The following is a 13,783-nucleotide window of genomic DNA, read 5'->3' on the forward strand; positions in this document are numbered from 1 at the left end:
GGTAGGCTCAGTCAAGGCTCGTGGTCCTGTTCCTGGTTGAATGCTAGACACACTCATCCCAGCAGGGCCACGGGCCCTTCTGTCATCTACGACACGAGATCAATTCCCCACGAACCACGAAGAGCCGACAAACCGGCTCCGGTGCGCCTTTTGACCCCGCCTTCCTTGACATCCCCGCCGTTAACCGGGCGCTAAACGATAAGGTATGAATACAGAATTCGGGGAGAAGTCGCCAGCCACGAAACGGACCCTGGAGATAGCCCATTCTACAGACTCTCCCCCGCCTATCTTGAACGCCGATAATGGATATTCCGTCAAGCTACGGCGGCGTCCAGATATGGCGTAACGACCGCCCCGGAGGGGCAGCGCTCATTCCAGCTTGGCGTGGCGCAGGTACTGGTAGACGGTCTCCCTGCTGATCCCGTAGTCACGGGCAAGGAGCGCTTTGGGAACACCAGTGCCGGCGCGCTGGACGAGCTCGGCTGCCCGTTCCGGTGTGAGGGTCTTTTCCGTCCTTTGTAGGCGCCGCGCTGTTTGGCCAGGGCGATGCCTTCTCTCTGGCGTTCCCTGATGAGGGAGCGTTCGAATTCGGCGAAGGCTCCCATGACGGAGAGCATGAGGTTGGCCATGGGGGAGTCCTCGCCGGTGAAGACCAGGCTCTCTTTGACGAATTCCACCCGCACGCCCTTGTGGGTGAGGCTCTGGACGAGGGCGCGCAGGTCATCGAGGTTACGGGCGAGCCGGTCCATGCTGTGCACGACCACGGTGTCCCCGTCTCGGGCGAACCGCAGGAGTTCGGTGAGCTCCGGCCGGGCGGTGTCTCTGCCGGAGGCCTTGTCCGTGAAAACCCGGTCCAGAACCTGACCTTCGAGCTGGCGTTTCTCGTTCTGGTCCAGCGTGCTTACGCGCACGTACCCGATCCGCTGTCCAGCCACCTGCGCCTCCAACCCTCATCCTGTCAATCTGAGTTTTAGGCTCTTATCGGACAACAGTCAATACGCAATGACTCTTGCGGGAGTGGCGGGCGGCCTGCCTCAGTAACGGACTCCCAGAAAATGCTCACTTGTTAGGCAGTGGTGAAGAGAATGGATGCGCCGACGCATCCCATGCCAAGTAGTACCAGCGCGGCAAACCCATTTACAGCCTTACCGCAAGCACTGAACTTGCGCTCAGCGAGGCGCGACAGATCGAGGACTTGCTGCCAGGCGTCCATTCGAACTTCTATCTGGTTGGTGTGTTCCACTAACTGCTCTGTTGTTGCCTGAACGAGCGAAGGCCACGCGAAGCGATTCAGGCGTGCGTAATACACCCTGTTCTGCGGTCCGATGGCTCTGACAAGCCAGAACAGTGTCCATATAACTGCGACGACAGTTCCTGTGGCAAGGCAGCTCACGATGGAGGCTGCGATGTAACTTTCGCCCATGGCTTGGGCGATGACCCGAGAATTGTTGATCAGCATTGTTAGGACGACGCCCAGGCCGGCTGTCAGGATGGTTGCCTTTGTGTCAGCAAAGCGAACCCAATTCGCGAGTTGATCCATGGCCTGGAAGCCACCGTCGGCAGGTTTCCCGTCAGCCGGTTTATGTTCGACACCCTTCTCCGGCCGCGTGCCGGGAGGAGTGGGGTTCGGCTCCCTTCTAAGCCGCAAGGCTCTGTGTCCCTTCGACGGGCCAGCTTCGGGTCATCCGCCATTCCGTGTAGGCAGCAAGCCAATGGGCAGCCCATGACACGGCTGTAGCGACCGTATGTTCGGCCGGATTCCAGTCGTCGGTCGACGCAACGCATAGGCTGCCGTTCAAGTACAGGTGCGGAGCTGGGATCCAGCGCCTGCCTGCGTTGACGCCAAGTCTCGGGCCTAGGACAGCCACCCGGGGGAGACCCTGATCATGGCGGGTCCAGATGGCGACCCAAAACTTGCCGCGCCCTGTATCCAAGGGACCCACCCAGGAAGGACCCCCATCGTCGGACGCCGGAACATACGACCAGGTAGGAAACGCGCTCTCCATCGCCGATCGATGACGAGTGAGTTGATCCTCGTTTTCCCACCAATGGGAATCGCTGGCGTTATCAGTCGGTTCGTCCTCACCTCCGTGGAAGGTGTGGTTGCTGACGGGAGTCACGGCGCCGTATGTCGGGTGAATGGACGTCGAGGAAGAAGTTGTGACGTCGTCGAAGATGATTTGGCCGTCCACGGTTACCCATCTGGACACGTTGATGCCGTGGTGTCGGAGCAGGGCAGCGATGGTCATGGCAGTACTCCTCGTTTAGTCGATGCTGATGCTGGCACTGGATTTTCCATTAATCTGTTGGACGGTGCCGGGGATGAATTTTAGGGTCCTGCGCCAGTGATATTGGTAGAAGTTGTACGTCTTAACCAATCCATCCCGCTGGTAGGTCTTCGGAGATTTTTCATGCCTGCTGAACGTCGTGGCGTCGGGAACCTGCTCAGCTATGCCTTGCCCAATCACGATCTCCCATGAATTAGCCTGCTTCTCGCACTTTGCCGCGAAGTTAGCGGCGAAACCAAGGGGGTTGACTTCACTTTGCTCGTTGTTCCCGCTCCGGACAAACGTTATCCTCCCGTAGTCCAGGCCGGCACGGGCCTGCACGGGAGTGATCCCCAGAGAAGCAAGTCGAGGATTCACCTCTCTCTGGACGGCATCGAGAGCAAATGCACAGGCGCTCAACGCCATGGCGCTGTCTATCGGAGCGAATCCTGGACCAAATCCAGCGAAGAGGCCGTCGCCACGGAGTCCTAACGGAAAGCCTCCGAAGGCGCTGACAGTCTCAATGAATCCGGTGAGTATGGCATGGGCGAGGTCTGCGACTTCCGTCTCATCGTCCCAAAAACTGCGTCCAGTGAAGTCAGTCAGATCGATGAACGCCACAACCATGGGCGCGGTGAGGCGTTCGCCTACGCGGAGGTTTTCAAAAGTGGGATGGCCGAGGGCTTTGGTTTCAAGAGCTGCGGAAGCGCGGAGCGACTCTTTTACCACCCCACCGCTGGAGCGGCGTACCGAGAAATCCGTCATCACGGTGTTACCGAACATACTTGCTGTGTAGTCGCTCATGTTGTCTCCGGTGTTGGGGGCGAAGCATCGCTACGTGAAAGGTACTTCCAAGGCCCGACAGCCTGCGTTAGGCACCGAGCTGGGCTCGGCTTCCCCGCTTAGAAGCGGGGAAGGGCGAGGAGGTTGTTGTTCCACGTTTGGTCGGCATATGTCCGGAGGTAGGGACGGAGTCCAGCCGGCTTGACTACTCCCACTGTGACCTTGCTATTGCGCGGACCAACATAGGCATGGCCACCCTGGCCGTCGATCCACTCCACTAGAGATGCCTTGCTGTTGGTGCCCGTGTTTGAGTCGCTTTCATCGATCCATTTGAGGTCGGTAATGTTCTCGTGGCTGGCTGCAGTACCCGCAAGGCGTATGTGAGTGATTCTGATTGGCAAGGATTTCCTATCGTGGAGGTTGAGGTGGACATTAGGTGTCCGATTACCAACTCCCACTATTGCAAACGTTTATCAATTGCAACTCAAGATCCGATCAAGAGGGCCGAAAGAATGGAGCGGCTGGGAATGCCATGACTCCTGACGGGCTACCGGACCCAAGGAACGGATCCGGGGCAGGCTGTGCCACCTTCGACGCTCTTGCCTGAAGATGACGATCAGGGAGGGCGCGGGCTAAACTGAAATAGGCTTCGTGTGCAACTATCAGCCTACTTACTTTACGTAACGTCCGCTATCGGTGGCCGGCGTCCGCGTGGGGGAGTGGTGTGCGTTTCGGTGGACGGTCGAGTGCCCTGGCGTTGGGCGGCGAGGGAATGCGCTGACGCGGGGCCGCGTGGCGTGGCCCCGTCGTATTCCGGTCCTTTGACATCGGAACAACGGCTTATCGGTGTACGTTGCAGTCTCGTCAGAAAGAAACATCGCAGCAAACGTGGCAACCGATTACGACGAAGTCCGTTCAGACGTCAAGGAATCGCAGGACCGTTCCCTGGAGGCTTTGCAGTCTGCGAATGCTCCGGATGCCCGCAGTGTCGTCACGGAGCTGGACGAAGCGGATGCACTCGATGAGGGGCTCACTCCTGGGGGAGAGATCGTCGCCGAGGAGCTCATCGTTCAGGTCGTACCCCAGGCGGCGGACGAGTTCACCTGTTATTCCTGTTTCCTCGTCCGGCACCGGTCCCAACTCGCCCGCGAAAGCAATGGCCACTCGTACTGCATCGAGTGCGAGGGCTAGGGCCTCTTTAGTCAGGGGCGCAGTATTCGACGGCCTGCGGCCAGCGTGAGGCATCCTCTGCCGGCGGTGTTGGATAGTCCCCAGAAAGCTTGGGGGCTCGGATGTGGCTTCGGCGGTTCGAGGGTGGATGTTCTACCTGATGGGCAGATTGCTGTTGAGGGTCAGGCTGCCTGTGTAGCCATTGCTGCCAGGGGTGCCGGGTTGTCAGGGGCGAGGATGTTCAGTCTGTAGTCGGACTGGAGCGGATCGACGCGGGCAGGCAGACGGTGGGATCTCGAGCAGGCCCGGAGTTCTTCCAGCGCGTCAGGCTCGATGCGGGCGCGAGTCACATCAAGCTCCAGGTCATGTCCGTGGTGAGTGAGTTGGCGCGCTTCATGACGTCGTAGAGGCCGTGCACGCTTTTGGAGGTCACATGGCCCTGGGCGGCAACTTGGGCCTTTGCGCAGTCGAGGTCAACCCGGACCAGCACCCGCAGCTTGTCTGTCACGAAAATTTCTCCGCTCTATGTCGGGGGCCACGACGCTGTGGCGCCCCGGACAACCATAGACCAAATGTGATCCATGCAACACATCTGCGGGTGTTGTCTTCTCCGGGATCCGCGACGGGCAGGACCGGCCTGGCTCCCAGAAACGCCCGGCCGGTGACCGCTTCCCGGCCATTGCCGGTGAGCCGGCCTATTTCGGTGATGCGGGGCCGGGATTTGCCCGCGGTGAGTGGTTTACGCATGAAGTGCGGCACGGGCGAAGGCTTGTCCTGGCGCCTTGACGGTGGTTGCTTCGAGCCCGAAGCGGTCCTCGAAGATGCCCAGGTTCAGCAGGGCTTCCCGTGGGTCGGCGAGCAGTGCCTGGACGGTGCTCGTTTCCAGTTCGGCTCCGGTTCGCGTGCTCCAGCCGAGTGCGCCGAGGCCGAAGGAGACGGCTTCAAGGTAGTCGGTCCAGCCGGTGCGCGTGCCTGCGGCGACCTCAAGCAGGAGTAACAGCGCCGCGTCCCGCGCGGAGTCATGACGATGCCGATGGGCAACGGCTCGTGCCAGGAAAAGCCACAGGCCCGGGGGATCATCGAGCAGCCGCCGGGCGGCGGAAGTGAGGACGAGCCTGCCTTTGATTTTGCGGATCAGTCCGAGCCGCTGAGCACTTTCGCGTAGCTGGAGAACGGGCAGGGTCTGGTCTTCACGGTTGGCTTTGCCGATCCAGTCCTTGGCCCAGCCGAGCTCCGTCATCGCCTCCCGGACCACGGCCGGCGGCAGCCAGCCGGCAGTGGTGAGGGACATGCCCTCAGGCCCAATGCGGCGGATGAGCCAGAGATACGGGGTGGTCATCGCCTTGGCGACGTCTGCTTCGACCGTTGCGGGGCCGTCAAGGTCGGCGGCGCGGAGGTATGAACGGAATTCGCGTCGTAGTCCGGGAGGCATCCGGTTCGTGAGTTCGTCGGTCAGTGACTCGCTTCCGGGGTCGTGGCCGTTGGCAGAGGGAGCGGGGAACATCAGTGCCAGTTCGTTGTTAACGGCCTTGATATCCAGCTGTTCAGGGTCGAATTCCTGCCATGGCCCGGCTGTCCAGGCGACCCAGGCCTGGAGGTTCTTGTGGTCTTCGTGGCCGGGTTCCGCGAGGGCGTCGAGCAGGTCGTGATAGCCATCGATGCCACCGGAATCTTCCAGCGGGGCCCGCCTGGCGCCGGCAAGGAGCCGCGCCCTTGGGGCGTTGGCCGGCGTGGGGAGGGTTCCGGTGAATTCGAGGCGGTGGATCCAGCCGTCGCCGAAGTCATATTCATAGAAGAGGGGACCGGATTCCGGGGTGAGGATCTGGCCCAGGGTCCAGTCCGTCTCGGGCAGGTCGTCGTCAGAGTCTGCCAGCAGGTCCAGAGGGACCCAGCGCCGGGGCTCGCGCACGATTCCGTTGACGGCGCGGAGACGGACATGGGGGTCGGTGTCCGTGAAGGAATGCAGGTGATAATCCCGCCAGCCCACGGCCGCTTGCAGGACCTCGTGGACCGTGTCCAAGGTCAGGGAAGGGTCGACCTCGAGGAGCCGCCAGATGGCCGGCTCGCTGCCCACGATCGATACCTTTAGCCGCAGCAACATCGACCCGGGACCTTCATCTGCAGCGCGTACCGTCACAGCACCATCCTGCCAGTCCCAGTGTGTGGGCGAGGCCTCTGCCCGGGCCGCGTCCGCTGTGCTCTCGCCCGTAAGAGGCGTAGATGGGCAAGGTGTTGCCGGTTTGTTTGGCGTGCTGTCCGGGCCTGCTCCCGGCCCGGTGATACCAGCGTATGCCAGTCAGACAGCACGAGCAGAAGGGGCCATGAGTCCTCAATCACAGGCCTCGGTTGCCAGCTGATCCGGGCGCCGATGCGCTTCGCAGCCACAGGGCCGGGGCGTCCAGGCTCTGTGGCTGCGGCCTTGGATTCGGCTATGCCTCGAGCGGGGCGGTTCGCCAGCCCTTCCAGCTGTGCCCGGTGCTGTTACGCGCGTCGATGTGGCCGGTGCCGGGGTCGTAGGCGTAGTGGATGAAAGCCGAGATCTCGGTGCCGTAGTTGAATGACTCCACCAGTGCCTGCAAACCATCCGGGCTGTAGAACACCTTGATCTCCACCTGCCGTTGGGCGAACTGCTGTTCCAGTTCCCGGAGGGTGTTCTCCACGGTCCCGGTGAGGTCAGGCGCGGGCGTTTCAGCGGTGTGGCCACCGCCATCGGGCAGGTGCCCGATCCGTATCGTGGGCTCTTTGGCCAACAGCCTGTCTCCGTCGTCCCAGCGATATCCGCTGCTGGTGTGAATCCACACCTCCCCAAACGAGGTCTCAGCGTCGTAGCGGCGAAAAATGGGGACCCCCTCCCTGGGACCGTAGGTTTCGATCAGCGCCTCCTGTCCGTCCTCGCGGTAGAACGTGCGCACCTCCCCGCTGTCGGCCGGCTGCCCGGACTCAATCTCGGGCAGAATGCTCTCAATGAGGCCCCTCAGCGCCAGACGGCGCCGCGCCCGCATTGCTTCCCGGCGGTCCGCTGTCATGCTGAGCTTTGACTGCAATCTAGCAGGCTTGCCCTGCGGAATTTCCCCCGCGCCGAGCGGTGACCACGGCCGTCCGCCGTGATGATCCTGCTCCAGGCCGGCGACTTTCTCGTCGACGGCGGCGTTGATGAATTCGCTCAACGAGCTGAAGCCGGTGACCGACTGCGTGTTAAGGAACGCCGCTCTCATGCGGTCCGCAGCCACCCGCTCCTGGTAGAAGCTGGTCTTCTGCCGGTACTGAAGCTGACGCTTCCCATCCTCTTCCGGAGTGCTTGATTTCGACATCATTTCCTAATAGTACTATTAGGAACCTGCATCAAGGGAGGCGGCCCGGCGCTTTTCGTCCCGCCAGCGGGAGCCACCCGTGTTGGGACGCCGGCCCTGGCGGGTGCAGTTGCGTGGTCAGCCGGATCAGGCATTGCGGCCAAAATCACCCGGAACTTGGCAGTGGAAACGAAGAAGAAGTAGACTGAAAATGCCAGACGGGTTGTCCTGTCATACTGTCAGCTTTACATAATATCCATTATCGGCGCTCAAAGCACGGGAGTAGAAGTGAATGCGAGAACTCCCGTCTCCTGGAGCATTAGGCGTTTCCGCAGGTCAGAAGCAGTTTTGCATTCCTTCATGGTCAAGGGCGCGCCATCTGGATTTGATCCGCTACGTCTGAACGCTAGAGGTTTCCTGCATCTAATGCATGTTTCCAGGGTTTAGGGTGCAGTGAGTGGTGCGCAGATGCTGGCCTGTAGACTCACGACGCAGACCATCAAGCAGCGCTGCCAGCTGCGGGAACGGTTCCAGGAATTCACAGGTGAATTTCCGTGGCGATGGCGTCCGGCAGACGTCGATGATTTCCTGGCCGGACTGCGTTCCGGTGAGAAGCCGATCAGCCTGAAGACGCTGCGCTCTTGCAGCAATGCCGTGGCGATGTTCTGCGCCTTCCTGACGCATCCTGGCTAAGGCTGGGGTGAGTTCTGCGAACGCACTTTCGGCGATATTCCAAACCAGATCTGCTTTGAATGGAACACGCCCAGGCACACGACCGAATGGCCGTCCAAGTACTTGTTAGGCGCAGCTCAAGGTGCATCCCTAAGGTCCAGCTCGACCGTAGTGCCGAACGGAACGGAATCAGTCAGTGTCACCGTGAATGAGCCGTGGTCATGTCGAGTGACAAGAATGCCCCAGATGGGGAGGATCATCGCGGTGGCAATTGCCTGTTCGACGGCGGCTTCCAGCGCGACTTCCAGGTCCTTGCGCTGGGCTACCGAGACGAACTGGGAATAGGGGTCTAGGGATACATGGTCGTGGACCATTTCGCCTTCCTTGAGAGGCACAGCTTAGGTCCGCCGGATTAGCTGCCAGCAAGCCTTCCTGCATCTGGCTTGAGGATCCGGGTAGGAACCGAGCGACGAAGGGAAGGGCTTCCGGTCCCCTTTTACTCGGGTTGGGTTGCGGCATCCCGGCCTAGCTGCTGTTGAAGGTGCCGCCGCCCGGTTTTCCTGGTGTATTTCCGGACTGGTCGTGTGTCTCATACATACCGGCCGTGCACGGAGTTGAGCCGTGGAGGCACCCTGGCGTCGTTTGGACCGCGCCCTGAGTATTCATCTGCGTAGTGCATTCCCACCCAAGGAGAGACAACCAACTGCCGCGGGTAGACCTCAGCCGGGAATGCGGAGGGGGTTTCCCGAACCAGTTCCACTCCGGCGAGGGAGCAAACCATCTCGATTCGAGCTCGTGTGCATCGCATTTTGTTTCCAATCTCATCGTAGTAATCTGTCGGATGTCCCGTCCTGACCCACCGTTGAAAGATGATAATTCTGCAGCGGTGCAAGTCTCTTCATGGCCTTGCCCGACGGAAGTCAAGTGGCCATTCCGTTCCTCTTCTTTGCGTTTCGGTCTCGTACCCTCACCATGACTTTCGAGAACGCCACTGCGAGTACAAGAACGCCGCCATTGAATACCTGCGTGATCCAGTTCTGGGCTCCTAGGAGAGTGAAGCCGTTGACTGCGATGGCGACAAAGAAGACGCCGATCATCGCCCCGACGACGTTCGGATATCCGGACTTGGTTGTGGTCTGGCCGAGGAATACGGCAGCGAGGGCAGGGAACAGAAAGCTGGGCGCCGAAGCGGCATCGGCCGAACCCGATCTCACAGTCAATAAAACCCCGGCTACGCCTGCCACCAGTGCACCGAGCATATAGGCGATGAAGACGTGCCGCTTGACCCCGATACCCGCGAGCCCGGCGGCACTTCGATTGGAGCCGATGGCAGCAAGCTTGCGGCCGAACGGGGTCTGGTTCAGCAAATACCAGACGATCGCCGCGGCAAGTACCAGCAGCCAGAAGGGGCGTGCGATTCCGAGCCACTGTCCAGCACCCCAGTTGCCGATCGATGCGGGGACTCCTTGAACGACCCTTCCTCCCGTGTACGCGAGAAGAATACCGTTGATCAAGACGTAGGTCCCCAGTGTCACGATGAACGGATCGAGGTCCAAAGTCGTGATGAGTGTGGCGTTGACAATGCCAGCAACCAGGGCAAGGAGTACGGCCACAAGCATCGCAATCCCTATCGGCACCTGATCCGTCGCCAGAAGCGAAGCCATCGTCACACTGGAAATACCCGCGATGGCGGCAACTGAAATGTCGAAGTATCCGGCCACGAGTGTGATTACCATTGCCAAAGCGATGAGACCTGTCACCGACTGGTTCGCGAGAATGTTCTGAATATTGGGCGGTGAGAAGAATAACCTCGACGTCGGCGCGAACAACCCGAACACAAGTATCATCAGAACGAGCAGTCCGCCCAGCCCGTATTTTTCAGCGAAGTTGACGGAACTCCATCGCGCCCGGCTCGGCGCTTCACGATCGTTTTTTGCCTCGACCAGTTCAGACAACATGCGATTCCTCTCCCCGTTGGTAAATCAATTCGTTGAGGCCCTGAGCGCTGAGCTCAGACGCGGGCACCTCGGCGACAATCCGCCCCTCATGAAGCACAACCGCTCGATCGACGACCTGCGCGAGTTCTTCGAGGTCGGATGTGACTATCAGTGCTGCGCTTCCCCCGTGCGTTGCCTCCCGGACGGCGGCGTAGATGTCTGCCCTCGCTCCTACGTCGACTCCCTGTGTTGGCTCGTCAAGAAGCAGCAGAGCTGGGTCGAGGCGCAGCCACCGACCCATCACAACCTTCTGTTGATTCCCTCCGGACAGGGACCTGATGGCAACATCTCCGGATGGCGTCTTCACCCTGAACCTCTTCCGAAGGACGCCGGCGTCACGTTGGATTGCGGCTCGGCGGAACCAGCCTCCACGCCAATATTTACGTAGGACGCTTATTGACATGTTTTCGTCGACGGTGAGGTCCGGAAAGATACCGGCGTTAACGCGATCCTCGGGGACCATGATCACGCCGGCTGCAATCGCCTGACCCGGGTCGCGGAAAGCGACACGCCGCCCGTTCAGCTCGACTCGCCCTGATGACTTCCGCAGGTCTCCGTAAAGGGCACGTAATAGCTCCGTCCGGCCGGACCCGAGCAAGCCGGCCACCCCCACGACCTCCCCCGCGCGCAGTTCAAGATTGACGTGCCGCAACGGTCCGGCATTGAGATCCGAAATTTTCAGAACCGGGGGCCGGAGATCGCGCTCCGTCGAACGGCCTCCGACCACGACCCGTTCAGCGCGTTCCGGTATCGACCGCTCACCGAGAATAGACCCGATGAGGTCCTGCTCGGTCAGGCTGGCAGTCGAATGTTCGCTCACGACCCGCCCATCCCGCATTACAGTGACCCGCTGCGTAAGTTCCAGGACCTCGTCGAGTCGGTGGCTTACGAACAGGACCGCGTGACCCTCTGAGGCCATGCGCCTCACCGCCCTAAAAAGCACGTGCACTTCATGCCTGGGCAGTGAAGCAGTGGGTTCGTCTAGGATAATGATTCCATTGCGACCATCCATTCCCCGCATCGCTCGTGCCGCTGCGATCTGTGCGCGGACAGCGACTGGAAGGTCACGAATGAGATCATGAGGACGAGCAGCAATGTCCAGCTTCTGGATGGCGTCGCGAGCCCCCCGACGCAGTTCGTGCCAACGAACCTGACCAAACCCAGTGGCCGGGTAGTCTGTACCGAGTCGTAGATTTTCTGCGACGCTGAGGTCTGGAAACACGGCGAGGTCTTGGTGGACGACTCTAATGCCGAGGTCATAAGCTCGCCGGGGGTGGATACGGGCCGCTTCTACAGTGTGGCCGGCAATGTGCATTTCACCTGCATCAGCCTCGACAACGCCGCTGAGAATCTTGATCAGCGTCGACTTGCCGCATCCGTTGCCCCCGACTAGGGCGTGAATCTCTCCCCCGCGTATATCCAGATCCACCCCGTCGAGCGCGAGGGTGCCGGGGTACATCTTGGATATACCGCGCACGGACAGGAGTGCCTCGTCCACCATCACCGCACCCTCCTCAACTAGCCGGCTGTTCGGTGCACCAGAGTGCAAACGGTGACCGGCGAAAGGCCGTCCATTGCGATGGATGGCGCAACCGCCTGGAGGCGTTGCTTTCCTGAATAAAAAAGTCGAGTGACATTTCAGCTCCTTTGCTGTGGTGTCCTACCAAGCTGTTTGCAGGCTATCATCGAAGAGCTAATCAAACAACCGTAAGGTTGCTTATTCGAGCAACTTCTCATCATATGGCCCAGAATTGCGGCATCTGCGGACCCGCATTCTTGAATCCACGTACATTTCGCACGCAACACGGAGGGCCCGCCAGTTCACGCCCAGCGGACTCCTTGTTTCGCGCGGTCTGGATTCGTAGACAATCGGTCGATTGGTGGAATAGTATCGTAGGGGCACAACGTCGCGCGATAGAAGAACAACCGTAAGGGGCGACTCCTGGCGAAGGTCATCAGGAGGAGCCGGCATGAAGGTTGCGACCAGATCATCCAAGTTGCTTGGCCGAGGCGATTGGGACGCCAACTGCAGTTGACCGCAGTTGGCATCCAGGTTCTCTTTGTAGAACGAACGGTCGGTAATTATTCTCGGCCGTCCCCGCTAACTTCGCGAAGGATGTTTTCATGGTCGAGGCTTTTCTTGTTGGCGGCGCACGCACGCCCGTGGGTCGCTACGGTGGCTCATTGTCCTCTGTCCGCCCGGACGACCTGGCAGCGTTAGTGGTCCGCGAGGCCGTGGCGCGTGCCGGAGTCGATCCTGACTCCATTGACGAAGTCATACTTGGCAACGCCAACGGCGCTGGCGAGGAAAACCGGAACGTAGCCCGCATGGCCACCATCCTGGCCGGACTTCCCCTCCATATCCCGGGAATCACGGTCAACAGGCTCTGTGCCTCCGGCCTGAGCGCCATCATCCTGGCAAGCCAGATGATCAAGTCCGGGGCTGCCGACATCGTGGTGGCCGGCGGCGTCGAGTCCATGAGTCGCGCCCCGTGGGTTCAAGCGAAACCCACCGCAGCATTCGCCAAGCCGGGCCAGATCTTCGACACTTCCGTTGGTTGGCGCTTCGCCAACCCGCTCTTTACCAAGGGTGAGCTGTCCCGCAGTAGCAAGATGACCTACTCAATGCCGGAAACGGCGGAGGAGGTGGGCCGCTTCGACAAAATTTCCCGTGAGGACGCTGACGCTTTTTCCGTCCGCTCGCATGAACGTGCCCTGGCGGCCATCGCAGGCGGCCGTTTCAAGAACGAGATCGTTCCGGTCACAGTCAAGACCCGCAAGTCTGAGACCCTCTTGGACACGGATGAAGGCCCCCGCGTAGGCACCACCATGGACGTGCTCGCAGAGTTGCGCCCTGTGGTCCCCGGCGGTTTCGTGGTCACGGCGGGCAACTCCTCCCCCCTCAACGACGGCGCCTCGGCGATCATCGTCGCGTCGGAGGCCGCCATCAAGAAATTCGGCCTGACAGCCCGTGCGCGCATCATCGATGGTGCTTCGGCGGGGTGCGAGCCGGAGATGATGGGCATCGGCCCGGTGCCGGCAACGCAGAAGGTCCTCGCCCGGTCCGGCCTCAGCGTTGACCGGCTCGGTGCTGTGGAGCTCAACGAGGCTTTCGCCACGCAGTCGCTGGCGAGCATGCGTCGCCTGGGTCTTAGCCCGGACGTTGTGAACAACGACGGCGGCGCGATCTCTTTGGGGCACCCGCTGGGTTCCAGCGGCGCACGTATCGTCATCACCCTGTTGGGCCGCATGGAGCGCGAACTCGCCTCCACCATCCGACCCAAGCTCGGTTTGGCGACGATGTGCATCGGAGTCGGGCAAGGCACCGCGATGCTGCTTGAAGGCGTGTAATGACACTGAGCCCTGGCTTTACTCCACATCGAGGACGGAAAGACCGCATCACGTCACTGCTGAACTGTCCTAAGTTGTGCCGCCCAAACGCGCTCCACGTCGTTTTCGGCTGAGTTTGAGGGGAATCTTGAGGTTCTGATCATCACCGGCTACGAGGGCTCCTTTGCGTTGGAAGCTGACTGGACAGATGCGTGAGCGCCGTCCGGAGCGGGCCAGCGCTACTGACTTTTGGATCGGTACTCCAGCGTGGCGG

At 60.7% G+C, this 13,783-nt stretch carries 13 protein-coding genes and 1 pseudogene; 3 read left to right on the plus strand and 11 right to left on the minus strand.

Annotation, left to right across the window (positions count from 1 at the left end; genetic code table 11):
* Nucleotides 1-369: 369 nt before the first annotated feature.
* The 4 genes and pseudogenes from EYS21_RS22455 to EYS21_RS22475 form a co-directional block, all read right to left on the minus strand.
* A pseudogene (locus EYS21_RS22455) lies at nucleotides 370-935 on the minus strand (recombinase family protein).
* A gap of 131 nt (nucleotides 936-1,066) precedes the next feature.
* Nucleotides 1,067-1,540 carry a hypothetical protein gene (locus EYS21_RS22460; RefSeq protein ID WP_131135458.1) on the minus strand — a complete coding sequence of 158 codons (474 nt, stop codon included), beginning with the start codon at nucleotides 1,538-1,540 and terminating at the stop codon, nucleotides 1,067-1,069.
* Between the two features lie 724 nt (nucleotides 1,541-2,264).
* Entirely contained in the window at nucleotides 2,265-3,071 is an 807-nt protein-coding gene (locus EYS21_RS22470; RefSeq protein ID WP_131135460.1) for an adenylate/guanylate cyclase domain-containing protein, read from the minus strand.
* Between the two features lie 98 nt (nucleotides 3,072-3,169).
* Entirely contained in the window at nucleotides 3,170-3,451 is a 282-nt protein-coding gene (locus EYS21_RS22475) for a DUF3892 domain-containing protein (protein WP_131135461.1), read from the minus strand.
* Nucleotides 3,452-3,938: 487 nt separating this feature from the next.
* On the opposite strand from EYS21_RS22475, the gene EYS21_RS22480 reads away from it, so the two are divergent.
* Nucleotides 3,939-4,241, plus strand: coding sequence for a DUF4193 domain-containing protein (locus EYS21_RS22480; RefSeq protein ID WP_131135462.1), 303 nt, complete (start codon nucleotides 3,939-3,941; stop codon nucleotides 4,239-4,241).
* 161 nt (nucleotides 4,242-4,402) lie between these two features.
* On the opposite strand, the gene EYS21_RS23975 is transcribed toward EYS21_RS22480, so the two are convergent.
* The 4 genes from EYS21_RS23975 to EYS21_RS22495 all read right to left on the minus strand — a co-directional run bounded on the left by EYS21_RS23975 (nucleotide 4,403) and on the right by EYS21_RS22495 (nucleotide 7,534).
* Nucleotides 4,403-4,570 (minus strand): hypothetical protein, encoded by a 168-nt coding sequence (locus tag EYS21_RS23975; protein ID WP_347559595.1) that lies wholly within the window; start codon nucleotides 4,568-4,570, stop codon nucleotides 4,403-4,405.
* The gene (locus EYS21_RS23980; protein ID WP_347559596.1) at nucleotides 4,567-4,728 is read right to left on the minus strand and encodes a hypothetical protein; all 162 of its coding nucleotides are present in this window, start codon (nucleotides 4,726-4,728) and stop codon (nucleotides 4,567-4,569) included. The genes EYS21_RS23975 and EYS21_RS23980 overlap by 4 nt, the downstream gene beginning before the upstream one ends.
* A gap of 231 nt (nucleotides 4,729-4,959) precedes the next feature.
* A complete protein-coding gene (locus EYS21_RS22490; protein ID WP_131135463.1) occupies nucleotides 4,960-6,357 on the minus strand; it encodes a plasmid pRiA4b ORF-3 family protein in 1,398 nt (465 codons plus the stop codon).
* A gap of 292 nt (nucleotides 6,358-6,649) precedes the next feature.
* On the minus strand, nucleotides 6,650-7,534 hold the full coding sequence (locus EYS21_RS22495; protein ID WP_131135464.1) for a hypothetical protein: 885 nt from the start codon (nucleotides 7,532-7,534) through the stop codon (nucleotides 6,650-6,652).
* A gap of 429 nt (nucleotides 7,535-7,963) precedes the next feature.
* Here EYS21_RS22495 and EYS21_RS22500 point away from each other — a divergent pair, with 429 nt between their 5' ends.
* Entirely contained in the window at nucleotides 7,964-8,203 is a 240-nt protein-coding gene (locus tag EYS21_RS22500) for a hypothetical protein (protein ID WP_207307863.1), read from the plus strand.
* Nucleotides 8,204-8,319: 116 nt separating this feature from the next.
* Here the strand turns inward: EYS21_RS22500 and EYS21_RS22505 are convergent, their stop codons facing one another.
* From EYS21_RS22505 to EYS21_RS22515, 3 genes are all read right to left on the minus strand, one after another.
* On the minus strand, nucleotides 8,320-8,556 hold the full coding sequence (locus EYS21_RS22505) for a hypothetical protein (protein WP_165478384.1): 237 nt from the start codon (nucleotides 8,554-8,556) through the stop codon (nucleotides 8,320-8,322).
* A 546-nt stretch (nucleotides 8,557-9,102) separates the two neighbouring features.
* Nucleotides 9,103-10,140 (minus strand): ABC transporter permease, encoded by a 1,038-nt coding sequence (locus tag EYS21_RS22510; RefSeq protein WP_131135466.1) that lies wholly within the window; start codon nucleotides 10,138-10,140, stop codon nucleotides 9,103-9,105.
* Nucleotides 10,130-11,680 (minus strand): sugar ABC transporter ATP-binding protein, encoded by a 1,551-nt coding sequence (locus EYS21_RS22515; protein ID WP_131135467.1) that lies wholly within the window; start codon nucleotides 11,678-11,680, stop codon nucleotides 10,130-10,132. The genes EYS21_RS22510 and EYS21_RS22515 overlap by 11 nt, the downstream gene beginning before the upstream one ends.
* Nucleotides 11,681-12,303: 623 nt before the next feature.
* Between EYS21_RS22515 and EYS21_RS22520 the strand changes: the two genes are divergently transcribed.
* Entirely contained in the window at nucleotides 12,304-13,530 is a 1,227-nt protein-coding gene (locus EYS21_RS22520) for an acetyl-CoA C-acyltransferase (RefSeq protein ID WP_131135468.1), read from the plus strand.
* Nucleotides 13,531-13,783: the final 253 nt, after the last annotated feature.

This window comes from Arthrobacter sp. S39, assembly GCF_004320525.1.
Taxonomy (GTDB): Bacteria; Actinomycetota; Actinomycetes; order Actinomycetales; family Micrococcaceae; genus Arthrobacter.

What these genes read in the sequence shown, in the direction of transcription:
- EYS21_RS22460 (WP_131135458.1), bottom strand. Translation starts at nt 1,540, where the DNA reads ATGGATCAACTCGCGAATTGGGTTCGCTTTGCTGACACAAAGGCAACC.
- EYS21_RS22470 (WP_131135460.1), bottom strand. Translation starts at nt 3,071, where the DNA reads ATGAGCGACTACACAGCAAGTATGTTCGGTAACACCGTGATGACGGAT.
- EYS21_RS22495 (WP_131135464.1), bottom strand. Translation starts at nt 7,534, where the DNA reads ATGATGTCGAAATCAAGCACTCCGGAAGAGGATGGGAAGCGTCAGCTT.
- EYS21_RS22505 (WP_165478384.1), bottom strand. Translation starts at nt 8,556, where the DNA reads ATGGTCCACGACCATGTATCCCTAGACCCCTATTCCCAGTTCGTCTCG.
- EYS21_RS22510 (WP_131135466.1), bottom strand. Translation starts at nt 10,140, where the DNA reads ATGTTGTCTGAACTGGTCGAGGCAAAAAACGATCGTGAAGCGCCGAGC.
- EYS21_RS22515 (WP_131135467.1), bottom strand. Translation starts at nt 11,680, where the DNA reads ATGGTGGACGAGGCACTCCTGTCCGTGCGCGGTATATCCAAGATGTAC.
- EYS21_RS22520 (WP_131135468.1), top strand. Translation starts at nt 12,304, where the DNA reads ATGGTCGAGGCTTTTCTTGTTGGCGGCGCACGCACGCCCGTGGGTCGC.